Genomic DNA, 22,451 nt, shown 5'->3' with positions numbered 1-22,451 from the left:
GGCCGCTGGCCGGCACTACGGCTGCATCACGCCGCGCGCGCCAATCCGCTCACCGCCCCGCGCCCGGCATCCAGCACGAACACATCCACCGCGGCATTCAAGGCCACGGCCTGCTCTTCCATGCTGCGCGCCGCCGCGGAGGCTTCCTCCACCAGGGCCGCGTTCTGCTGCGTGGTTTCGTCCATCTGCACCACGGTCTGGTTGACCTGTTCGATGCCGGCCGACTGCTCCTGCGACGCGGCGGCGATGTCGGCCATGATGTCGGTGACGCGCTGCACGCTGCCGACGATCTCGCCCATGGTCTGCCCGGCCTGCCGTACCAGTGCTGCGCCACTGTCGACATCGGCGACGGACTGATCGATCAGCGCCTTGATCTCCTTGGCCGCACCGGCCGAACGCTGCGCCAGCGTACGCACTTCGCTGGCGACCACCGCAAAGCCGCGGCCCTGTTCACCGGCACGTGCCGCTTCGACGGCTGCGTTCAACGCGAGGATGTTGGTCTGGAAGGCGATGCCGTCGATGACGCTGATGATCTCGGCGATCTGCCGCGACGAGGACTGGATCGCGCCCATCGTGGTGACCACCCGGCCGACCACCTCACCGCCCTGCGAGGCGACGGAGGCGGCACTGATCGAGAGCTGGTTGGCCTGGCGTGCGTGTTCGGCGTTCTGGCGCACCGTGGAGGTCAGTTCTTCCATCGAGGCGGCGGTCTCCTCCAGATTCGCTGCCTGCTGCTCGGTACGGCGCGACAGGTCGCTGTTGCCTGCAGCGATCTCGCCCGCGGCGGTCTGGATCGACTGTGCGGCCTGCTTGATGTCGCCGACGATGGTGGTCAGCTGACCGGTGGTACGCGCCATGTCATCGCGCATGCGGGCGAACACGCCGTGGAAATCGCCCCGCATGCGCGCGCTGAGATCACCGCCGGCGATCGCCTGCAGCACGCGTGAGACCTCGCCCAGATCCTGCTCGGTGGTCTGCATCAGGCGGTTGAGGCCGCCCACCATCTCGCCGAAGTCGTGCTGGTAGCGCGCTTCATCGCCGCGCTGGCTGAAATCGCCTACGGCAGCCGCTGCGGCCAACCGCTTGATCTCGGCATTGATCGCACCGAGGTTGGCCTTGGCCGTATCCAGCGCCTGGGTGATCACCGCCTTTTCGCCGGGCAGGCGCTCCATGTCCACCGACAGATCACCGACCGCGTAATGGCCCATGATCTCGATCGCGCGCAGCTTCACCTGGATATGGTTGGCGACCAGCGTGTTGGTGTCGCGCACCATCTGGCCGTAGCCGCCGGGGAACACGCTCGCGTCCATGCGGTAGCTGATCTCACCGGCATCGTGGCGCTGCGCCATCGTCGCCTGTGCGGCCAGCACGTCCTTCAGGGTCTGGGTGACCTCGCGCATCGCGGTGCCGAGGCGACCGATCTCGTCGCCGCTGCGCACCACCACGGCATGCTCCAGATCACCGCGTGCCACCGCGCGCGCGGCCGCTTCCACCGCAACCACGGGCGCGATCACCGCGCGGCGCAGCCACAGGGTGAGCACCGCCAACAGCATCAGCGCCGCCAGCGCCGTGACCATGGCCGAGGCGACCAGCGCGGCGCGTGCGCGTTCGGAGGTGGCGTTGGTTTCGTACTCGGCACGTTCGCTGGCACGCGCGGCCAGCGCATCCAGCGTAGTGCCCACGGCCCGGTCGGCGCCGAGCACCAGTGCATCGCCGGCCTGGGTGTCATAACCACTGGCCGCGAACGCCTCGAGCGCGCCGCGGTAGCGAGCGTCCAGTGCGCGGTGCTCGGCCAGGAACTGGTTGGCCAGCGTGCGGGTCTGTTCGTCGCGGCTGGTGGCGAGCGTACCGGCCAACGCTTCGATGCGGCGTCCTTCCGCATCAAAGGCTGCCAGGTGGCGTTCGCGTTGTGCGTCGTCCGCACCGCGGATCAACACGTTCTTCCACTCCTGCACCTGCAGGCGGAACTCGCGCTGCAACAGCTCGGCCTGTGCCTTGCGAGCCACCTCGACCGGCACCTCGGCCGAGAGGTTGCGCCAGGCCGAACCCAGGCCGGCCAAGGCGGCCAGCACGATGATGACCAAGCCGAGCGACAGCGCGCCCAGCAGTTTGAATTGAAGACTCAGGGCGCGTGGACGCGCCGGTGCGGAGGACGTCATGAGAGATCAAAAGTGAGGAAGGGCGATGCGGTATCGGTCTGTCAGGAACAGGCTGAAGTGCGACGCCAATCACGGTTACCGTTCCATTAAATGTTGTGATGATGGCGTGTAGATGAAATATGGTCATGCATGGAACAAAACAGGACTGGACAGGCAACTGATATGTAACTATCGTTGTTACATGAAAGCCAGCAACCAGTTCTCCGACGCGCTGCACGTGATGGCCCATCTGGTCGGCCAGGACGGCCCGCGCACCTCCGAGCAGCTCGCCACCTGCCTGCCCACCCATCCGGTGGTGATCCGGCGCCTGCTGTCCGCCCTGCACAAGGGTGGGCTGGTCACCAGCGTGCGTGGCCATGGCGGCGGCAGCCAGCTGGCCCGGGAACCTGCGCAGATCACGCTGTATGACGTGTACGTGGCCATCGGTGCGCCTGCCCTGCTGCACACCGGCGCCCGCGAGACCGGCCGCGGCTGCCCGGTGCAGCGCGTGGTCAACGAGGCGCTCGACGACAGTTACCGCCAGGCCCAGGCCCTGCTCGAGGCCCGCCTGCACGACACCACCCTGGCCACCCTGGGCGAGGCCTTCGCCCGCCATCTGGCCCACCACGCTGCAGGAGTTCCCCATGACCTTTGATGCGATTGTCGTCGGCGGCAGTTTCGCCGGCCTGTCCGCCGCCCTGATCCTGGCGCGCGCCCGCCGCGAGGTGCTGGTGATCGACAGCGGCCTGCCGCGCAACCGCTTCGTCGCGCATTCGCACGGCGTGCTCGGCCAGGACGGCATCGCCGGCGCCGAGCTGCTGCGCAACGCCAAGACCCAGCTGCTGGACTACCCCACGGTGCGGTGGATCAGTGACACGGTCACCACCGCCCAACCGACCGTGGATGGCTTCGTGGTCGGTACCGAGAACGGTGACAGCTGGGCCACGCGCAAGCTGCTGCTGGCGACCGGCATCCGCGACGAACTGCCCGAACTGCCCGGCCTGGCCGAGCGCTGGGGCCACAGCGTGGTGCACTGCCCGTACTGCCACGGCTACGAAATCGGCGGCGGCGCGATCGGGCTGCTGGGCGGGCATGAGAAGTCCGCCACCATGGCCGCGTTGCTGGCGGACTGGGGCGACGTCACCCTGTTCGCGCACGGCATGACGGTGGAGGCCGACGACCTGGCCGCGCTGCAGCGCCGCGGCGTCAGCATCGAGCATGCGGCGGTGGTTGGCCTGGAAGGCGAGGCGCCGGCCCTGAGTGCCGCCGTGCTCGCCGATGGTCGCCGGGTTGAACTGCGCGCGCTGTTCGTCACCGCGCGGCAGCACATGGCGGCACCGCTGGTCGAGCAGCTCGGCTGTGCGCTGGAGGACAGCCCGATCGGCGTGCTGGTCCAGGTGGAACCTGGCAAGCAGACCAGCGTGCCCGGCATCTACGCGGCGGGCGATGCAACGCTGGTGGGCAATATCAGCCTGGCCAGCGCCGAAGGCGTGCGCGCCGGAGTGAGCATGCACCATGCGCTCGTCGCCGAGGATAGCCGGGCCAGCCGATAACATCAGGGGCTCGGCCGGTCCGGGAGCGGAACGCCCGCCCCAAACGGAAACAGCCGCCCTGCGGCGGCTGTCCGTGGCAAAGACCTCTGGGCTCAGGCCTGTTCGGCGCTCGCCGCATCCAGCTGCTGCACATCCTGCGCCGACAGCGCGACCTTCGCGGCCGCCAGCACATCCTTCAACTGCTCGACACTGGTGGCGCTGACGATCGGCGCGGTGATGCCCGGGCGCGCGATCAACCACGCGATCGCCACCTGCGAGGGGCTCACGCCATGCGCGCTGGCTACATCGTCCAGCGCGGTGAGGATGCGCAGCCCGCGCGGATTGACGTACTTGTCGACCACGCTCTGGCCGCGCGCGCTGCTCTTGCCCGCATCGGCCGCACTGCGGTACTTGCCGCTGAGGAAGCCACTGGCCAGCGAGTAGTAGCTGATCACGCCCAACTGCGCTTCGCGCACCACCGCTTCCAGCCCGGATTCGTAGCCGGCACGGTCGTACAGGTTGTACTCCGGCTGCAGCGTTTCATAGCGCGGCAGTTTGTAGTCGGCCGATACCCTCAAGGCATCGCGCAGACGCTCGGCGCTGTAATTTGAGGCACCGATCGCGCGCACCTTGCCCTGTTCGATCAGGCGACCGAAGGCGGCCAGCGTGGACTCCAGCGGCGTGGATTCATCATCTTCGTGCGCCTGGTACAGATCGATCACGTCGGTCTGCAGGCGGCGCAGCGAATCCTCCACCGCGGCGGTGATGTTGTCGGCCGACAGGCCGGGGTGTTCGGACCACTTGGCCACCTTGGTCGCCAGCACCACCTTGTCGCGCTTGCCGCTGTGCTTGAACCAGCGGCCCAGGATGGTTTCCGATTCGCCGCCCTGGTTGCCGGGCACCCAGGCGGAATAGACGTCGGCGGTATCGACCAGGTTGAAGCCGGCATCGACGAAGGCATCGAGCAGGGCGAAGGAGGTCTTCTCGTCCGCACTCCAGCCGAAGACATTGCCGCCGAAGGCGATGGGGGCGACATGGAGGCCGGAACGACCGAGTTCGCGCGTAGCAGTCATGGGTGATGTTCTCCCTGGGAATCGTTTCCACAGCATACGGCCGGGGTGGTGACAGCGTTGCGGCAGCAGGCACAAAACAGTGTTCCGGAATGCTGCGTCGCACTAACGTTTTGTGAACACCTGTACACGCTTCGCTGCTAGGCTCGCGGCATCCCGCTACCGGAAGCTCGCCGATGAAAGCCCGTTCGTTGACCTGTGCCTGCCTGTTCACTGTTTCCACCCTGATGCTTGCCGCCCCCGCGATGGCGATCAAGCCCGCCGGTCCGAACGCGCAGGTCGCGATCACCCCGGCCGTGCAGAAGGCCGTGCAGGACAGCCGCCGCGATCCGGCCAACGTCAAGCGCGATGCTTACCGCCATCCGGCGCAGACGTTGTCGTTCTTCGGTGTCGCGCCGGGCCAGACGGTCATCGAGATCACCCCGGGCAACGGCTGGTATTCGGAGATCCTCGCGCCGCTGCTGCACGACAAGGGCCAGTACGTCGCTGCCGTGGTCGATCCGATGGCCGTGGCGGAGGGACGTGGCCGCGACTACCAGCAGCGCAGCCGCGACGGGCTGGACAAGAAATTTGCCGGCGACGCCGCGGTGTTCGGCAAGAGCCGTGTGGTCGCCTATGACCCGAAGGCCCCGGTGTTCGGCCCTGCCAACTCGGCCGATGTAGTGCTGACCTTCCGCAACGTGCACAACTGGCGCAGCAGCGGCCAGGCGGAAGGCATGTTCAAGGGCTTCTTCTCGGTGCTCAAGCCGGGCGGCGTGCTCGGCGTGGTGGAGCATCGTGCCAAGGCCGATGTGCCGGCAGACGACAAGACCGGTTACGTGGGCCAGCCGCAGGTGATCGCGATGGCCAAGGCCGCCGGCTTCGAATTGGCCGGCAGCAGCGAGATCAACACCAATCCGCGCGACACCAAGGATTACCCGAACGGCGTGTGGACGCTGCCACCGACCAACCAGCATGACGCGGCCGATGAGGCCAAGTACCAGGCGATCGGCGAAAGTGACCGCATGACGCTGCGCTTCGTGAAGCCGGGCAAGTAAGCGACCCGCGCAGGCCATGGCCCGCGCGTCCTGCTCAAGGTGAACGTCATCGGCTGACGTTCGCGCGGATCGCGGCAGCGGCACGGGGATGGGACAATGGGCCATCCCACCGCCGCTGTTGCCCCGATGCTGATCGCCTTCAACAAACCGTTCAACGTGCTGTGCCAGTTCACCGACCGCAGCCAGCCGCCACGCGCGACCCTGGCTGGCTTCGGGCTGCCACCAGCGGTGTACGCGGCTGGCCGGCTGGATTACGACAGCGAAGGCCTGCTGCTGCTCACTGATGACGGCGGCCTGGCACACCAGTTGACCGATCCGCGGCACAAGGCCGACAAAACCTATTGGGTGCAGGTCGAAGGCACGGTGACCGATGAGCAGGTCCAGGCGCTGCGCCGTGGCGTGCTGCTCAACGATGGGCCAACGCTGCCGGCCGGTGTCGAACGGCTGGAACCGTCGCCTGAGCTGTGGCCGCGCACGCCACCGGTCCGCTTCCGCAAGACGGTGCCCGATGCCTGGCTGGCGATCACGCTGCGCGAAGGCCGCAACCGGCAGGTGCGACGCATGACCGCGGCGGTCGGACTGCCCACGTTGCGCCTGGTGCGTGTCTCGATGGGCGCACATGCGATCGGCGATCTTCAACCCGGCCAATGGCGCGAGATCGGAAAATAAAAAACCGCCGGCAGAGACCGGCGGTTTCGATGCGCGTGCGGTAACGCGTCAGCGGATCAGGCGTCGCTGCCGATATCGCTGGTTTCGTCCACCACGGTCTCGTTGCGGCGGTTGCGTGCGCTGATGCGCTGCGCCTGGCCGTTCACCACGCCGCCATTGGCAAGCTTCTTCTTCTGCTGCTTGCGGTACAGCGCGTAGCCCAGCAGCCCCACGCCGACAGCGGCAGCGGCGATGGTCACGGCCGGATTGCGGCGCACCACCTTGGCGGCGACCTTGCTGCCGGTCTTGACCGCACCGAGTGCGGCGCCAGTCTTGATCCAGTCGGTCGCCTGCGGCCCGAAGTGACGCAGGTTGCTGCCGGCATGCTTGAGGCCGTCACCGGCGGTGCTGGCGATGTCCAGGGCACGCTCGAGGGCGCGGTCGGTAATCACAGTCAATCTGCTCATGGGGGGTCCTTGCCTAAAGGTTCTGATCCAGTGTCGCGCGGTGGCCGTGTAGGGCGTGTTATCCATTTGCCACGGCCGGATCACGACTGTAGCCGGTTCCCCGCGCTGCGCGAGCCACGTGCCGGGCGATGGTCAGGTGACAGCCATGAATGCGCGCATCGGGTGAGGAAGGGGGCGGCGTGCTCACGTGCCGCGCGGCTTGGCGCGGTGTGTCGCGTTCGCCGTCCACGGATCGTCCGGCCACGGATGCCGGGGATACCGCCCCTTCATTTCCTTCTTCACCTCGGCGTAGGTGTTCGCCCAGAAGTTGCGCAGGTCCTGGGTCACCTGCAGCGGGCGGCCGCCGGGGGACAGCAGGTGCAGCGTCAATGGAATGCGGCCATCGGCGATGCGCGGGGTATCGCTCAGGCCGAACAGCTCCTGCAGCTTGACCGCCAGCACCGGCGCCTGCGGGCTGATGCCGTCGGCATCCACTGTGTAATGGATCGGGCGCTCCATGCCGGAGGGCACGGTGATGCGGACCGGGGCGTGGCGATCGATCAGCTGGCGTTGCGCCCACGGCAGCGGTGACTTCAGCGCTTCGCCGAGGCTGGATTCGTCGAGGGCATCCAGGCGTGTCTTGCCGTTGAACGCGGGCGTCAGCCAGGTCGGCAGCGTCGCCATCAGCGCTGCATCGGAGACGTCCGGCAACGCCAGTTCCGGCATCCACGCGCGCACCGCCAGCGCACGCGCCTGCCATTGGCGCAGGCCCTCCGTCCACGGCAAGGCATCCAGGCCGAGTTCGGCGACGGCCTCGGTCAGGGCTTTCGCGGCGTGGGCGGGGTCCACGCGGCCGGCCGAGCGGCTGTCCAGTACGATGCGATCGAAGCGGGTCTCACGGCGGGCGACCAGTGCGCGCTTTTCGCCGTCCCAACGCACCACGTCGTCCTGCGTGAAGCGCGCCGGGAAGTCACGGCGCAGGCGGTTCTCGTCCACCGGCGCGGCGCGCAGCAGCAACGCGTCGCGTGCCTCATAGCGCAGTTCAACGGCAACCAGCCACGGCTCACCACGCAGGTCGCTGGGATCGAACAGGAGCGCGCTGCGGCCGTTGGCCAGCAGGTAGCGCAGCGGATCGGTGGGATGGCGGGCGGCGATCCGGTCCGGGAACGCATGTGCGAGCAGGTCGCCGAGCTGATGCGCTTCGACTGACGAAGGGGGCGCGGCATCACAGCGCAGGCGTCGCCGCCACTGTTTGCTGGCGGCATCGATCGTGGCCAGGCCGCCGCGGTTGGCGTCGTGGGGTGCCCGCCCGTGGCGGAACGCCGCCAGCGCCCGCCAGCGCGCGGCGAGTGCATCACCGCCCTGGCGCAGCGGATCGCGCGCTTCCACCAGCGCGGCCAGATCGCAGGCCAGGGCCAGCTCGACACCACTGCCTGCCGCCATCAGCATCGCCGCAAGGCGCGGATGCGTGCCGAGGGTCAGCATGCGCCGGCCCAGCGGGGTCAGCGTGCCGCTGTCGCTGAGCGCGCCCAGGCGCTGCAGCAGTTCACGCGCGGCGGCCAGTGCACCGGCCGGCGGTGTATCGACGAAGCGCAGGTCGTCACTGCCCCAGGCAGCCAGTTCCAGTGCCAGCGAGGCCAGTTCCACCTGCGCGACCTCGGGCCGACGCTGTGCCTCCAACCGCTGCGACTGCGGCCACAAGCGCCACGCCCAGCCCTCGGCGACACGGCCGGCACGGCCGGCACGCTGATCGGCCGAGGCCTGCGCGATGTTCACCACGTCCAGGCGCGCGAAACCGCTGTTGGGGTCGTAACGCGGCTCGCGTGCCAGACCCGCGTCGATCACCACCCGCACGCCGGGCAGGGTCACCGATGACTCGGCCACGTTGGTGGCCAGCACCACGCGGCGCCGACCGCCGGGATCGGGCTGCAGCACCTGCGACTGCTGGTCCACCGGCAGTTCGCCGTGCAGCGGCAGCACCTGTACGGCCGGGTCGAGCACAGACTGCAGCGCCGTCTGAACACGCGCGATCTCGCGCTGGCCGGGCAGGAACACCAGTACATCGCCAGGATGCTCGGCCAAGGCCTGCTCCACCGCGCGCCGTGCCTGCGGTTCCAGTGCCTCGTCGCGGCGGGCGGGGAAGTGCGCGATCGTGACCGGGAAGCTGCGGCCCTCACTGCTCAGGCGCGGCGCATCGAGAAACTGCGCCAGTCGCTCGCCATCCAGCGTGGCCGACATCACCACGATGCGCAGGTCCTCGCGCAGCTGGGACTGCACGTCCAGCGCCAGGGCCAGGCCCAGATCAGCGGCCAGATGCCGTTCGTGGAATTCGTCGAACAGCAGCGCGCCCACACCCTCCAGCAGCGGGTCGTCCTGCAGCATCCGGGTGAGGATGCCTTCGGTCACCACCTCGATGCGGGTTCGCGTCGAGATCCTGTTCTCGAAGCGGATGCGGTAACCGACGGTCTCACCGACGTTCTCGCCCAGCTGACGCGCCATGAACTGCGCGGCGCTGCGGGCGGCCACGCGGCGTGGCTCCAGCATGATGATCCTGCGGCCTTCCAGCCACGGCGCATCCAGCAAAGCCAGCGGCACCTGGGTGGTCTTGCCGGCGCCCGGTGACGCTTCCAGCACCAGGCGCGTACCGCGCTCCAGCGTGGTCAGGATCTGCGGCAGCAGTGTGGAGATTGGGAAAATCGGGGGGCTCATGGCACAAGGATACGGCGTCCGCTGCGCAGCGCATTGCCAGCGCGCGGCGGGCGTGTTCCCCTGTGCCGCCCTGACCCCATGGATACCCCGATGCGCTGCGCTCTACGCGTGCTGTCGTTGTTGATCGCAGGCGCCATGGCGCCGTTCGCTGCCATCGCTGCCGAGCCCGCCACCGCCGAGGCGGACACGGCGCTGCACGCACCCTACGATGGCAACCACTGGGCCGTGCTCGTGCGGGCGCAGATCCAGGCGCGCTACCTGCCGGCGGGGTTGAGCGATGACGCTGCGATCCAGCGCGCACTGGCCGATGGCACGTTGCGCGAAGCGGTGTATCCGAGCCTGCAGCTGGCCGACGACGTGGCTTACATCACGCTGAAGGCATTGGCGGGCAGCACGCTGGACCGTCGCAAGGACATTCTGGGGTTGTGCCGGCGGACGGATGGCTTCGCGCTGCTGCTTGACGATACCGCTGAGTGTGCTGACAATGCCGCGCGCCGCCTGCGTTTCGACGCCACCGCCGATGGCGCGCTGACGTGCCGCGACTGCGCAGCGTTCGGCCTGCCTACGCGGTGGGAGCGCCATGATCGCCCCGCGCGCGGGGCGTCCGATTGAGCCTGCCGGGGCGCAGGTACAATGGCCGGGTTTCCCGTCCTGCAGCAGCCCCATGCAACTGATCGATATCGGCGCCAACCTCACCCACGATTCCTTTGATCGCGACCGCGACGCCGTGCTGGCGCGTGCGCGCGAGGCGGGGGTGGTGCAGATGGTGATCACCGGCGCCAGCCGCGAGCATTCGCCGATGGCGCTGGATCTGGCCCGCCAGCATCCGGGGTTCCTGTACGCGACCGCTGGCGTGCACCCGCACCATGCGGTGGAATACACCGACGAATGCGACGCGGAAATGCGCGCGCTGCACGCCCATGCCGAGGTGGTGGCGGTCGGTGAGTGCGGGCTGGACTACTTCCGTGATTTCTCGCCGCGCCCGGCGCAGCACCGTGCCTTCGAGCGCCAGCTGCAGCTCGCCGCCGAGAACGGCAAGCCGCTGTTCCTGCACCAGCGCGACGCGCATGCCGATTTCATGGCGCAGATGAAGAATTTCGACGGCAAGCTCGGCCCGGCGGTGGTGCATTGCTTCACCGGCGAGCGCCAGGAACTGTTCGACTACCTGGACCAGGACTGGTACATCGGCATCACCGGCTGGTTGTGCGATGAGCGCCGCGGCGCCCATCTGCGTGAGCTGGTCAAGCACATCCCGGCCAACCGCCTGATGATCGAGACCGACGCACCGTACCTGCTGCCGCGCACGCTCAAGCCGCTGCCAAAGGACCGTCGCAACGAGCCGATGTTCCTGTCGCACATTGTTGAAGAGCTGGCCCGCGATCGTGGGGAAGACGTGGCGACCACGGCCGCCAATGCGACGGCGGCTACGCGCGCGTTCTTCCGCTTGCCTGGCGCGGCCTGAGAAGGTAGGTACCGGTCGTGGGCTACCGCAGCGCAGGGCGTCCGTCGCCGTGGGCCCACGCGTCGTCCAGCCCTTCGCGGTAGGTCGTGAAGCGTGGCTGCCACTGCAGTGCCGCGCGCGTGGCGCGGCCATCGATGCGCTTGTTGCTGCTGTAGAAGCGGCGCAGGGAGGCGGCCACCTCCGGTGCGTCCCACGCCTGCGCGGCAGGCAGCGGCAGCCCACTCAGCATCGCGGCATACGCCAGCACATCCTGTGACGGCGCCGGTTCGTCATCGCTGAGCAGATACAGCGCATGGCCTTCGGCGGGCTGCATTGCCGCGAGCAACCCGCTGGCCAGGTCCTCCACATGCAGCCGGTTGAACACCTGCCCCGGCCGCACCACCTGCCTCGCCTTGCCCTGCGCCAGCTGCACCAGCGCATTGCGCCCGCGCCCGTACAGGCCCGGCAGCCGGAACATCGCCGAGGCGATGCCGCGGGCCTGCGCGAGGGCCTGCCACTGCTGTTCCGCGTGCAGACGTTTCAGGGCGGTCTCATCGGTCGCATCGGCAGTGGATGTCTCGTTGACCCAGCCGCCAGCGCGGTCGGCATACACCGCGGTCGAAGAGAGATAGCCCACCCAGCGCAGGGCAGGGCTGTCACTCAGCGCATCGGTGAGCAGGCGCAACGCCGGGTCGCCCTCCGCATCGGGTGGCACGGCGCAGACGATGGCCTCGGCCGTGCGGATTGCCTCGCACAGGCCCGCGCTGATCGATTCGCCTGCCACCAGACGGTGGCGGAGCAGCCCATCCTCCGGCGCACTCGCCGGATCACGCACCGTGCCACTGCAGGCCACGCCGTGCGCGTGCAGCAGCGCGGCCAGATGCCGGCCGCTGTAGCCCAGGCCCAGCACCAGCACGCGGGCGGGCGGCGCGGTAGGCATCGTGCTCAGGCGCTGCGCAGCTGCTGGTAGGCCTGCAGGTGTGCATAGGCCACCGCCAGCAGCGGCGCCGCCTGTCCGGCTGCGCGTGCACGCACCAGCATGTCGCCGACGATGTGCTCAGCCTCCACCTGCTGGCCGGCTTCCAGATCGCGCAGCATCGAGGCCTTCAACGCCGAGCCGGCCTGGGTGGTCGCGGTCAGCGCGATCCCGCGTGCCTTGGCCGGAATCGGCTCGCCGGCCGCCTCGGCCACCGCCACGCACTCCTCGTACAGGCCGCGCACGATCGCCGCGCCATCATCGGTGGCCACGATCGTGCCGACATCGGCGCGCATCAGGCACGTCGCCGCCGCCAGCGTGGTCAGGAAGGTGTACTTGATCCACTGCTCCTGCCCGATGGTATCGGTGGCGACGTGGTCCACGCCCGCCTGTACGCAGGCCGCCGCCAGCGCCAGCACGCGCGCGCTGCTGCCGGTGCCGTCGCGCTCGCCGAAGGTCAGTTTTGCGGCCGGTGCCAGATGCACCACCGCGCCATCGGCGGCCTTGGTCGCGCTGATGAAGCAAAGCCCGCCCAGCACCGCATCGCGGCCGAAGCGCGCATCGAGATCGGCGTAATGGCGCAGCCCGTTGAGGATCGGCAGCACCGTGGTGCGCGGGCCGACCGCCGGGGCGATCGCTTCTATCGAACTGGCCAGGTCGTAAGCCTTGCAGCTCAGGATCACCAGATCGAAGGGCTCGGCGCTCGCCAGTGCGGGCAGCGCGTCGGCGGTGACGTGCTTGACCGGGAACGTCGCATCGCCCAGCGGGCTGCGCAGCACCAGGCCCTCGCGCGCCAGCTGCGCCGCGCGCGCCGGGCGCACCAGGAAGGTCACGTCCACGCCAGCCTGGGCCAGGCGACCACCGAAGTACCCGCCGGTGCCGCCGGCGCCGAGGATCAGGATGCGCATCAGCTGCGCATCCCCACACCACGCTTCAGCAGCCACAGTGCCAGCGCGGTCAGTGCGACCACGAAGCCGATCATCAGCGCGTAGGCCACCCACAGCGGCACGTCGCTGGTGCCCAGCAGGCCGTAGCGGAATGCGTTGACCATGTAGAAGATCGGGTTGGCGTGCGTGGCCGCTTCGGCCCACGTCGGCAGCAGCTTCACCGAATAGAACACGCCGCCCAGGTAGGTCAGCGGGGTCAGGATGAAGGTCGGCACGATCGCCACGTCATCGAACTTCTTGGCGTACACCGCATTGATGAAGCCGGCCAGCGAGAAGATCGTCGCGCCCAGCAGCACCGTGGTCAGCGTCACCAGCGGATGCGGGATGCGCACCGGGGTGAAGAACATGGCGATGATCAGCACGATCACGCCGACCATCAGGCCGCGCAGTACAGCACCGGACACATAGCCCCACAGGATCACCCAGTTCGGCATCGGGCTGACCAGCAGCTCTTCCACGTGGCGGCCGAACTTGGCGCCGAAGAAGGACGAGCTGATATTGCCGTAGCTGTTCTGGATCACGCTCATCATCACCAGGCCCGGCACGATGAACTGCATGTAGCTGTAGCCGCCCATCTCGCCCACGCGCGAGCCGATCAGCCCGCCGAAGATCAGGAAGTACAGGGTCATGGTGATCGCCGGCGGCACCAGGGTCTGGCCCCAGATGCGCAGGATGCGCGCCACTTCGCGGCGCACGATGGTCATCAGGGCGATGCGGTTGCGCTGGCCGTCGGTGATGACCGGGGTCGGGATGCTGCTCATGCCACGTTCTCCTGGTTGCCGGTAAGGCGCACGAACAGCTCCTCCAGGCGGTTGCTCTTGGTGCGCATCGAACGCACGCGGATGCCGGCAGCGTTCAAGGCGTCAAACACCCGGTTGAGGTCCATCGCACGCGGCATGTCCACATCCAGCGTGTGGCTGTCGGTGGCGATCAGGATCGCGCCGTCGATCTCCGGCAGCTGGGCCGGCAGGCTGCCGTCGATGTCGAACAGGAAGCCTTCAACGTCCAGCTTGGCCAGCAGCTCGCGCATCGGGCCCTGGGTGACGATCTGGCCATGGTTGATGATGGCCAGGTTCCGGCACAGGTGCTCGGCTTCTTCCAGGTAGTGCGTGGTGAGGATGATCGTGGTGCCGGCGGCATTGATCTCCTTGAGCACGCGCCACATGTCGCGGCGGATCTCGATGTCCACGCCGGCGGTCGGCTCATCCAGGATCAGCAGGCGTGGGCGGGTCATCATCGCGCGGGCGATCATCAGCCGGCGCTTCATGCCGCCGGACAGGGTGCGGCTCATCACCTGCGCCTTCTCCCACAGGTGGGCGCGCTTGAGCTCTTCCTCGGCCATCTTCTCGGCCTCGGCACGCGCCACGCCATAGAAGCCGGCGTAGTTGACCAGGATGTCGAAGGGCTTTTCAAACAGGTTGAAGTTGATCTCCTGGGGGACCAGGCCGATCAGGCGCATGGTGGCGCTGCGGTTGCGCACCAGGTCGCTGCCGAAGACCTCGACCTGGCCTTCGCTGAGGTTCACCAGCGAGCTGATGATGCCGATCAGGGTCGACTTGCCGGCGCCGTTGGGGCCCAGCAGGGCGAAGAAGTCGCCCGGGGCCACGTCCAGGGAGACGCCCTTCAGCGCCTGGGTGCCGTTGTCATAGGTTTTGCGGAGGTCACGCACCCGCAGGGCGGGCGCGGCGGTGGGCGCGGGAGTGTTCTGGGAAGCCAAGCTCTTGCCTTCGCGCCTAAGGGCTGGCGCTGGATAGGGGCGGGGAGCGGCTATTATAGAAGACCCCGAGGGCTCGCCCCGGCTACACACTGTCCCGAAACGTCGTGCCTGCCCAATTCCCCCTCAAACTGGTCGACCGGCGCATGCTGGCGCCCACCATCGGCCATTACCAGTTCCTGCGTGATGACGGCCAGCCGCTGGATTTCCAGCCCGGTCAGTTCATCCAGGTCCATTTCGAGTACGCCGACGGCACTGCCACCAAGCGCAGTTACTCGCTGGCGACCATTCATGATCATGCGCTCGGCGCGGGCGATGCGGTCGATATCGCGGTCAGTTTCGTCCCCGGCGGCGCCGCCACGGCCCTGTTCGAGGGCCTGGACATCGGGGGTCACGTAAGCGCCAGCGGCCCGTTCGGCCGGTTCTGCCTGCAGCCGGGCGACCACAACGCCCGCTACCTGCTGATCGCCACCGGAACCGGGGTCACCCCGTACCGGTCGATGCTGCCGCTGCTGGCGACCGCCATGGCCGAACGCGGGGTCGAGGTGGTCCTGCTACAGGGCGCCAGAACGCCGGCCGAACTGCTCTACAGCGAGGACTTCTATGCCTTCGCGGCTGCCCATCCGGGCTTCCGCTACGTGCCGTGCCTGTCCCGCGAGCTGCCGGAGAACCCCCATCCGGACGTGCGCCACGGCTACGTGCAGCAGCATCTGGCCGAATTCGCCCCGAACCCGGCCACCGATATCGCCTATCTGTGCGGCAACCCGGACATGGTCGATGCGACGTTCGAGGTTCTGAAGGCTGCCGGCCTGCCCACGCCGCAGGTGCGGCGCGAGAAGTACGTCAGCAGTAAGTAGTCCCCGGCAGCCGTGCCTCAGGGCAGGGCCGCCAGCGGCATCGGCGCGCGGCGGGCGGTAAGATGCGCCGCGCGCCGCTTCCGCCTGGCTGACCCGATGCCCCTGGATTTCCCCACCATCGCCGTGCTCGGCTTCCTGCTGTGCCTGGGCATCGCCATGGGCTTTTCACTGCTGCTGCTGGTACTGCGGCGGCAACCGGCACTGCGGCTGTGGACGGCCAGCCTGTGGATGCTGTCGGTCAGCCTGACGCTGGTGGCGCTGCGGCCCTATCTGCCGCAGGTTGCGGGCATCCTCGTCGGCAATGTCGCCGTCGCGCTGTCCGGTGTCCTCATGCTGTATGGCGTGGCGCGCCATCTGGGCCGCCGGCTGCCCGGGTGGCAGCCGCTGGCATTGGCCACCACGTATCTCGGCGCCATCGCCTTTTTCCTGGTGGTCCATCCCAGCCTGGTCATCCGGCTGAATGTGTTCAGTGTATTCGCGGTGCTGCTCAACGCCTGGATGGCGTGGTTGCTGCTGCGCCACGCGCCGCCTGCCCAGCGCACCAGCTGCCGGCTGGCAGCGGCGGTGTTCGCCGCGCAGGCCCTGTTGTACCTGGTACGCCTGTTCCTGCCGGTGGCGCCGGATGCGGGCGAGGACATCATGCGCGCCGGTTCGCCGGTATTCGCCACGTATCTGGCCGGCCTGATTCTGGAGCTGGCGCGTTGTTTCGCCCTGGTGCTGCTGCTGGTGGAACGGATGCTGGTCGATCTGCAGCGGCTGGCGCGCACCGACGTATTGACCGGCCTGCTCAACCGCGGTGCCGTGCTCGCTGATGGCGCGAACCTGTTGCAGGTGGTGCGCCGCACGCCGCGACCGCTGGCCCTGCTGCTGCTGGACGTGGACCACTTCAAGCAGATCAACGACCGCTGGGGGCATCTGGCCGGCGATGCGGTGCTACGGCATGTGGCCGACGTGCTGGCCGGCTGCGTGGCCGACCGCGAGCACCTGCTCGGGCGCTATGGCGGTGAGGAGTTTGTTGTGGTGTTGCCCGGAGCCGATGCCGCGCAGGCACTGCAGTGTGCGGATCGGATCCGGCGTTCGCTGCGCGAATCACCGGCCCGCGTGGAGAGCCTGCTGGTGCCGGTCACGGCCAGCATCGGCCTCGCCATCGATGCGGGCCGTGACGACATCGCACGCCTGCTCGGCGACGCCGATACCGCGTTGTACCGTGCCAAAGCCGAGGGCCGCGACCGCACCATCAGCGCAGCGGCGATCCTGGTGGACTGACGCCGCTCGGCGGGTCCACAGGAAGATCTTCGTGCACCGGGCGCAACGGCGGCCTCAACGCGTGTAGTCACATCCGCGCCGCCCGGTCGTCATGGCATGCTGAGACCCTTCACTCCAGGACGAGATCGACCATGCGACTTCCCTGCCGTCCCCTGGCCAGCGCAGCAGTCCTGCTGCTGGCTGCCTGCCAGGCTGCCCCGGAGGCGACGCCCAAAGCGGCAGAGCGCCTCTACGGGACGCTGGCGTTCCAGCCCTGCACCCTGACCAGCGCGCAGGCCAGCGCGAATGTCGAAGCCCAATGCACCACGCTGCAGGTGCCGGAGAACCCGGCGGCACCGGACGGTCGCAGGATCGGCTTGAACATCGCCTGGCTGGGCGCCGGCAACGATGGCGCGGGCAACGGCGACCCCGTCTTCTTCGTCGCCGGTGGCCCGGGCCAGGCCGCGACGGAGGTTGCCGCACCGGTCAACATGGCACTGCGCGACGTGCGCAAGCAGCGCGACATCTTCCTGATCGATCAGCGCGGTACCGGCAAGTCCAATCCGCTGAGCTGCCTGGACGCACAGGGCAAGGAACTGCCGCTGGACGAGAATGCGGCGCCGAGCAGCACGCTGATCGAGGACTACGCCCGCCAGTGCGCGCAGTCGCTGACCGGCCGCGCCGACACCCGCTTCTACACCACCACCGAGGCCGTTGGTGATCTGGATGCGGTGCGCAAGGCGCTGGGCGTGGACAAGGTCAACCTGGTCGGTGGCTCCTACGGCACCCGCGTGGCACAGCAGTACGCCGCGCGCTACCCGCAGCACACCCGCACGGTGGTGATCGACGGTGTGGTGCCGAACGATCTGGTGGTTGGCGGTGACTTCGCCAACACCTTCGAAGATGCGATCAGCCTGCAGTCGGCGCAGTGCCGCCAGGATCCGATCTGCGCCAAGCGCTTCCCGGTGGATACCCGCACGCAGCTGCGCAACGTCATGGCGACCCTGGCCAAGGCCCCGGTCGAGGTCGAGTACCGCAACCCGGGCACCGGTCAGGCAGAGCATGGCGTACTGACCGCCGACTCGGTCACCGCCCTGGCCTTCATGTTCTCGTACATGCCCGAGCTGTCCTCGCTGCTGCCGGTCATGCTGGATGAAGCTGCCCAAGGACGATATGCACCGCTGATGTCGCTGAGCAAGATGGCCAGCCGCACCCTCGGCGTGCAGATGAACCGAGGCATGCAGTGGTCGGTGCTGTGCGCCGAAGATGCCGATCGCTATCAGGAAGGCGCGCAGGGCGACCGCGTGCTGGGCCCGGAAGTGGCGCGCATGTTCTTCGCCGCGTGCCCGGCCTGGAACGCCGGTTCGCGACCAAAGGATTTCACCGCGCCGTTCGCCTCGACGCTGCCGGTGCTGCTGCTGTCGGGCCAGTTCGATCCGGTCACACCGCCGCGCTACGCCGAGCAGGTGGTCAAGCAGCTGCCCAACGGCCGTCACCTGCTCGCCAAGGGGCAGGGCCACGGCACGATCAACGCCGGCTGCATGCCGCGCATCCTCGGGCAGTTCATCGACACGGCCGACGCCAAATCCCTCGACGCCACCTGCCTGGATACCCTCAGCCCGGTGCCCGCCTTCACCTCGTTCAACGGGTGGGCCCCATGAACCGTACTTCGTACCGCACCTGGGAGGTGCGCGCATGATCGTCGCCGAGAATCTGCATAAAGCGTTCAAGACCAAGACCGGCCTGATCCAGGCCGTCCAGAACGTGGGCTTCCAGGCCGATGATGGCCGCATCACCGGCTTGCTCGGCCCCAATGGTGCCGGCAAGACCACCACCATGCGCATGCTGTACACGTTGATGAAGCCCGATCAGGGGCGCGTGCTGGTGGATGGCATCGACGCAGCGGTGGACCCGGTCGCGGTGCGTCGTCAGTTGGCGGTCCTGCCGGACGCGCGCGGGGTGTACAAGCGCCTGACCGCGCGCGAGAACATCGCCTACTTCGGCCAGCTGCACGGCCTGAGCGCGGCGCGGATCCGTGAGCGCACCAAGGTGTTGGCCACGGCGCTGGAGATGGACGACATCCTCGACCGCCAGACCGAAGGCTTCTCGCAGGGCCAGCGCACCAAGACCGCGATCGCCCGCGCGCTGGTGCACGACCCGCGCAACGTAATCCTGGATGAGCCCACCAACGGGCTCGACGTGATGACCACGCGCGCGCTGCGCGGGTTCCTGCGCGGGCTGCGCGACGAAGGCCGCTGCGTGATCTTCTCCAGCCACATCATGCAGGAGGTGGCTGCGCTGTGCGACCACGTGGTGATCATCGCGCAGGGCACGGTGATGGCGGCCGGCAGCGCCGATGAGCTGCGCGCACAGACCGGGGAAAGCAACCTGGAAGATGCCTTCGTCAAGGCGATCGGTACCGAAGAAGGATTGCACGCATGAGTTCGTTCGCCACGCTGTTGACCGTGATGCGCAAGGAACTGCGCGATCTCTCCCGTGACCGCCGCACGCTCGCGCTGACGCTGCTGCTGGGGCCGTTGCTGTACCCGGTATTGATCCTGGGCATGAGCAAGCTGGCCGAAAGCCGGGTCAAGACGCAGATCGAGCAGCCGCTGGAAATTCCGATGATCGGCGGCGAGCATGCCCCCAATCTGGTGCGTTTCCTGGCGTCGCAGGGTCTGAATGCGACCGAGGCACCGAAAGACCTCACCGAGGCGATCCGCAGCCAGCGGATCGATGTGGCGCTGCGCATCAGCCCAGACTTCGGCAAGGACTGGGCCGACGGCCGCCCGGCGCTGGTGGAGATCATCAAGGACAGTACGCGCCGCGCCGCCGATATTCCCAGCAGTCGCCTGGAGGCGGCACTGGGCGGCTACAGCCAGCAGGTCGGTGCGCTGCGCCTGCTGGCCCGCGGCATCGATGCGCAGGTGGCGCGACCGCTGGACGTTGCCGCACAGGATCTGGCCACCGCCGAAGCCAAGCGCGGGATGATGCTGTCGGTGCTGTTGCCGATCCTGCTGACCATCACCTCGTTCCTGGGCGGCGCCTACCTGGTGATGGATACCACGGCCGGCGAACGTGAGCGGCAATCGCTGGAGCCGCTGCTCGCCACCCCGGCACCGCGCAGTGCGATCGTCAGCGGCAAGATCGCTGCGGCCTGCGCGGTCGGTGTGGCGTCGCTGTTGCTGACCCTGGCGGCCTTCAAGATCAGTGCGCAGCTCTCCTCCGGCGGGGTAGGCCGGCAGCTCAACATGGGCTTCCTGCCGATGCTGCAGATGCTGCTGATCATGCTGCCGATGCTGTTCATCGGCACGTCGCTGCTGACCTTCCTCTCGGCCGCCGCCAAAAGCATGAAAGAAGCCCAGAGCCACATGACCTGGCTGATGCTGCTGCCGATGCTGCCGGGGTATGCGCTGATGGTGTACCCGATCAAGAGTGAGCTGTGGCAGTTCGCGGTGCCGTTCCTGGCGCAGAACCAGATGCTGCTCAAGATCATCCGCCACGAAGCGATCAGCCCGCAGATGTGGGCGGTCTACCTCGGCGCGGGCTTCGGTCTGGCGGCGCTGTTCTGGTATGCCGCAGTGCGTCGCTACCACCAGGAGCGGTTGGCGATTTCGGGTTGATCGACGAAGGGCTCCGAAAGGGGCCCTTCTTCTTAACGGGGACGGAGGTAATTAATAACAGGGACGGAGGTAGTTAATTCGGAGGTAGTTAATTCGGGGGCGTCAGGTGGTACCAGGACGCTGACCGATAGTCTGCTAGTCGCCCGTCTCCTTGACCGGTCTTCCCGCAAGCCTGCAGACCACGGACCTCTGCAATGCCCGTCCCACCATGTCTTGGAAGCGCGGGCTGCCCAACGCGCGCTCCTGCGCGACGTAGATCACGATCCGCTCTCGTTCGTCTGGTTGAATGCTGGCCCGCAGCCATTCGCTGTATGCATTCGCACGCGCTTCCGGCGTCGGGCCCAGGAGGGTGTAACAGGGATGTGGTGTCAGCATCGGGTTGTGCTCAAGGCCGAGGTACACCCGAACGCTGGACCATCGATATTCCTCTGGAAACGCCACCATCGCGGCCCGTACCGGATTCAGCTCGATGTATCGATGCACCATCAACAGGTAACCATCGGAATCCACCAGGCAGGATTTGAACCGGCCCTCCAGCAACGTACCGCTCCGCACATGTCGCTTGTTGAAGTACTGCACATAGTTCTGCCCACACTGCCGCATGGCGGGGGCCAGCCCCTCCACTGTAGACGGTGTGATCAGAAGATGGACGTGATTGCCCATCAGCACGAACGCGTGAATGGCAACCGCCTGCTTGCGGCAGGCATTGCGCAACAGGCGCAGGTAGTGACGCCGGTCTTCATCGTCGATGAACAGTGCAGCGCGATTGACCCCACGTTGTATGACGTGAAGCGGAATGCCGGGGAGAACCAAGCGAGCGGAACGGGGCATGGTCGGCAACGTTGATGGCGAACCGTTACCTTGCAGACCCACGCAGGAAAAAGAGCTAGGCCTGTGGTGCACGCAGCCGTAAGAGAAGCGCGCTTAACTACCTCCGCTTAACTACCTCCGTCCCTGTTATTAACTACCCCCGTCCCCGTTAAAAAAAAGGCCCGGATCGCTCCGGGCCTTTCGTCATCCAACGTGACGCCGCGATCAGCCGCCTTCCGGCGCGAAGGCAAGCGTACGGCGCGTCGTGACTGGTGCACCGACCGGTTCGAACTTCCAGCGCTTGACCGCATTGAGCGCTTCGCGATCGAACACGCGGGCCGGGGTGGCGCGCAGCACGCGAGCGGCGGTCACCGAGCCGTCGGTGCCGACCGTGAGTTCGACCAGTACTTCGCCGGAGATGCCCGAGCGCAGGGCGTCGGCCGGGTAGCGCGGGGCGGGCGTGCTGACTGGGCGCAGGCTGGGTGCGGCGGCGGCCTGGCGGGTCGCCGCCGCCTGCTGGGCGGCCGCCTGCTGCTGGCGCTGTTCGGCCTCGCGACGGGCGGTGGCCTGGCGCTCGGCATCCTGCGTATCACGGCGCGCGGCTTCCTGCTGCGCGGCGATCTGCCGTGCGGCCTCGGCTTCGGTGGTCTGCTGCTGGGCCAGCTTCTGCTGTTCCACCAGCTGCTTGGCGCGGGTCTCGGCGTCCTTCTTGACCTTGTCGGTCTCTTCCTGGGTGCGCTTGAGGGCGGTCTGCATGCTGCCGCTGATGCCCTGCTTCAGGCGCGGCAACGCCGGGGCGGTCGGGTCCACTTTTTCGATCAGCGCGACCAGCCGCTGGGTCTCGGCGAAGTCCTCGCGGCCCAGGTTCTGCTCGGCGGCGATCAGGGTGTAGGGCAGCAGATCGGTCAGCGCGCTCTTGACCGAGGCGTCATCCGGCGTCTTGTCGCGCAGCGCCAGGTAATACTCGATGGCATTGTCGCCGGCCGGGGCGTACATGCGGTTCTCGCGCAGCGCCTTGCTGGCCAGCTCGCGCAGTTCCTCGGTGCCCATCGACTGGACCTTGGCCGACACCGCCGGTGCGGCCGGGGCAGCAGTGGGGGCCACAGGGGCCGCCGGCGTCGCCGGTACGGTCTCGTCCTTGCCCGAGCAGGCGGACAGGGCCACCAGCAGGATCATCGGCGCGAACAGCCGCGCCGGGCCATGAGTCTTGACGTGCGACATCCAACTCCCCTTTGAAGACGACGATACGTAGAGCCTG

Annotated in this window: 21 protein-coding genes; 11 read left to right on the top strand and 10 right to left on the bottom strand. The window is 67.9% G+C overall.

What is annotated here, in order from left to right:
* Positions 1 to 26: 26 nt before the first annotated feature.
* Positions 27 to 2,159 (bottom strand): methyl-accepting chemotaxis protein, encoded by a 2,133-nt coding sequence (locus BCL79_RS11110; RefSeq protein ID WP_121040842.1) that lies wholly within the window; start codon positions 2,157 to 2,159, stop codon positions 27 to 29.
* Positions 2,160 to 2,340: 181 nt separating this feature from the next.
* On the opposite strand from BCL79_RS11110, the gene BCL79_RS11105 reads away from it, so the two are divergent.
* Positions 2,341 to 2,793: an Rrf2 family transcriptional regulator gene (locus tag BCL79_RS11105; RefSeq protein WP_121040840.1), complete on the top strand. Its 453-nt coding sequence runs from the start codon at positions 2,341 to 2,343 to the stop codon at positions 2,791 to 2,793.
* Positions 2,783 to 3,691 carry an NAD(P)/FAD-dependent oxidoreductase gene (locus tag BCL79_RS11100; protein ID WP_121040838.1) on the top strand — a complete coding sequence of 303 codons (909 nt, stop codon included), beginning with the start codon at positions 2,783 to 2,785 and terminating at the stop codon, positions 3,689 to 3,691. Before BCL79_RS11105 ends, BCL79_RS11100 begins: the two co-directional genes overlap by 11 nt.
* Before the next feature lie 92 nt (positions 3,692 to 3,783).
* Here BCL79_RS11100 and BCL79_RS11095 read toward each other — a convergent pair whose 3' ends face one another.
* Entirely contained in the window at positions 3,784 to 4,743 is a 960-nt protein-coding gene (locus BCL79_RS11095) for an aldo/keto reductase (RefSeq protein WP_121040836.1), read from the bottom strand.
* A 173-nt stretch (positions 4,744 to 4,916) separates the two neighbouring features.
* On the opposite strand from BCL79_RS11095, the gene BCL79_RS11090 reads away from it, so the two are divergent.
* Together BCL79_RS11090 and BCL79_RS11085 are read left to right on the top strand one after the other, a co-directional pair.
* Complete coding sequence (locus BCL79_RS11090; RefSeq protein ID WP_121040834.1) at positions 4,917 to 5,777, top strand: class I SAM-dependent methyltransferase; 861 nt, start codon at positions 4,917 to 4,919, stop codon at positions 5,775 to 5,777.
* Between the two features lie 126 nt (positions 5,778 to 5,903).
* On the top strand, positions 5,904 to 6,446 hold the full coding sequence (locus BCL79_RS11085; protein WP_121041332.1) for a pseudouridine synthase: 543 nt from the start codon (positions 5,904 to 5,906) through the stop codon (positions 6,444 to 6,446).
* A gap of 56 nt (positions 6,447 to 6,502) precedes the next feature.
* Here the strand turns inward: BCL79_RS11085 and BCL79_RS11080 are convergent, their stop codons facing one another.
* Together BCL79_RS11080 and hrpB are read right to left on the bottom strand one after the other, a co-directional pair.
* Entirely contained in the window at positions 6,503 to 6,892 is a 390-nt protein-coding gene (locus BCL79_RS11080) for a hypothetical protein (protein ID WP_121040832.1), read from the bottom strand.
* A 183-nt stretch (positions 6,893 to 7,075) separates the two neighbouring features.
* The gene (gene hrpB / locus BCL79_RS11075) at positions 7,076 to 9,580 is read right to left on the bottom strand and encodes an ATP-dependent helicase HrpB (protein ID WP_121040830.1); all 2,505 of its coding nucleotides are present in this window, start codon (positions 9,578 to 9,580) and stop codon (positions 7,076 to 7,078) included.
* Between the two features lie 90 nt (positions 9,581 to 9,670).
* Between hrpB and BCL79_RS11070 the strand changes: the two genes are divergently transcribed.
* Complete coding sequence (locus tag BCL79_RS11070) at positions 9,671 to 10,192, top strand: hypothetical protein (RefSeq protein ID WP_147433889.1); 522 nt, start codon at positions 9,671 to 9,673, stop codon at positions 10,190 to 10,192.
* A gap of 52 nt (positions 10,193 to 10,244) precedes the next feature.
* Complete coding sequence (locus BCL79_RS11065) at positions 10,245 to 11,042, top strand: TatD family hydrolase (protein ID WP_121040826.1); 798 nt, start codon at positions 10,245 to 10,247, stop codon at positions 11,040 to 11,042.
* 22 nt (positions 11,043 to 11,064) lie between these two features.
* On the opposite strand, the gene BCL79_RS11060 is transcribed toward BCL79_RS11065, so the two are convergent.
* From BCL79_RS11060 to BCL79_RS11045, 4 genes are read right to left on the bottom strand one after another with little or no spacing between them, the layout of a single operon-like run.
* Complete coding sequence (locus BCL79_RS11060; protein ID WP_121040824.1) at positions 11,065 to 11,961, bottom strand: epimerase; 897 nt, start codon at positions 11,959 to 11,961, stop codon at positions 11,065 to 11,067.
* A gap of 5 nt (positions 11,962 to 11,966) precedes the next feature.
* Positions 11,967 to 12,905, bottom strand: coding sequence for a 2-dehydropantoate 2-reductase (gene panE / locus BCL79_RS11055; protein ID WP_121040822.1), 939 nt, complete (start codon positions 12,903 to 12,905; stop codon positions 11,967 to 11,969).
* On the bottom strand, positions 12,905 to 13,705 hold the full coding sequence (locus BCL79_RS11050) for an ABC transporter permease (protein WP_121040820.1): 801 nt from the start codon (positions 13,703 to 13,705) through the stop codon (positions 12,905 to 12,907). The genes panE and BCL79_RS11050 overlap by 1 nt, the downstream gene beginning before the upstream one ends.
* A complete protein-coding gene (locus BCL79_RS11045) occupies positions 13,702 to 14,661 on the bottom strand; it encodes an ABC transporter ATP-binding protein (protein ID WP_121040818.1) in 960 nt (319 codons plus the stop codon). Before BCL79_RS11045 ends, BCL79_RS11050 begins: the two co-directional genes overlap by 4 nt.
* A 104-nt stretch (positions 14,662 to 14,765) precedes the next feature.
* Here BCL79_RS11045 and BCL79_RS11040 point away from each other — a divergent pair, with 104 nt between their 5' ends.
* From BCL79_RS11040 to BCL79_RS11020, 5 genes are all read left to right on the top strand, one after another.
* Complete coding sequence (locus tag BCL79_RS11040; protein ID WP_121040816.1) at positions 14,766 to 15,515, top strand: ferredoxin--NADP reductase; 750 nt, start codon at positions 14,766 to 14,768, stop codon at positions 15,513 to 15,515.
* A gap of 96 nt (positions 15,516 to 15,611) precedes the next feature.
* A complete protein-coding gene (locus tag BCL79_RS11035; RefSeq protein WP_121040814.1) occupies positions 15,612 to 16,781 on the top strand; it encodes a GGDEF domain-containing protein in 1,170 nt (389 codons plus the stop codon).
* Positions 16,782 to 16,912: 131 nt separating this feature from the next.
* A complete protein-coding gene (locus BCL79_RS11030) occupies positions 16,913 to 18,421 on the top strand; it encodes an alpha/beta hydrolase (RefSeq protein ID WP_121040812.1) in 1,509 nt (502 codons plus the stop codon).
* 34 nt (positions 18,422 to 18,455) lie between these two features.
* The gene (locus BCL79_RS11025) at positions 18,456 to 19,202 is read left to right on the top strand and encodes an ATP-binding cassette domain-containing protein (protein ID WP_121040810.1); all 747 of its coding nucleotides are present in this window, start codon (positions 18,456 to 18,458) and stop codon (positions 19,200 to 19,202) included.
* Positions 19,199 to 20,383, top strand: coding sequence for an ABC transporter permease (locus tag BCL79_RS11020; RefSeq protein WP_121040808.1), 1,185 nt, complete (start codon positions 19,199 to 19,201; stop codon positions 20,381 to 20,383). Before BCL79_RS11025 ends, BCL79_RS11020 begins: the two co-directional genes overlap by 4 nt.
* A gap of 135 nt (positions 20,384 to 20,518) precedes the next feature.
* On the opposite strand, the gene BCL79_RS11015 is transcribed toward BCL79_RS11020, so the two are convergent.
* Together BCL79_RS11015 and BCL79_RS11010 are read right to left on the bottom strand one after the other, a co-directional pair.
* A complete protein-coding gene (locus BCL79_RS11015) occupies positions 20,519 to 21,214 on the bottom strand; it encodes a transposase (RefSeq protein WP_121040806.1) in 696 nt (231 codons plus the stop codon).
* A 204-nt stretch (positions 21,215 to 21,418) separates the two neighbouring features.
* Positions 21,419 to 22,414 carry an energy transducer TonB gene (locus BCL79_RS11010; RefSeq protein ID WP_121040804.1) on the bottom strand — a complete coding sequence of 332 codons (996 nt, stop codon included), beginning with the start codon at positions 22,412 to 22,414 and terminating at the stop codon, positions 21,419 to 21,421.
* Positions 22,415 to 22,451: the final 37 nt, after the last annotated feature.

The sequence above is a fragment of the Stenotrophomonas rhizophila genome, from assembly GCF_003651185.1.
Lineage (GTDB): Bacteria > Pseudomonadota > Gammaproteobacteria > Xanthomonadales > Xanthomonadaceae > Stenotrophomonas > Stenotrophomonas maltophilia_Z.
This window is presented reverse-complemented; position numbering and strand designations above follow the sequence as displayed.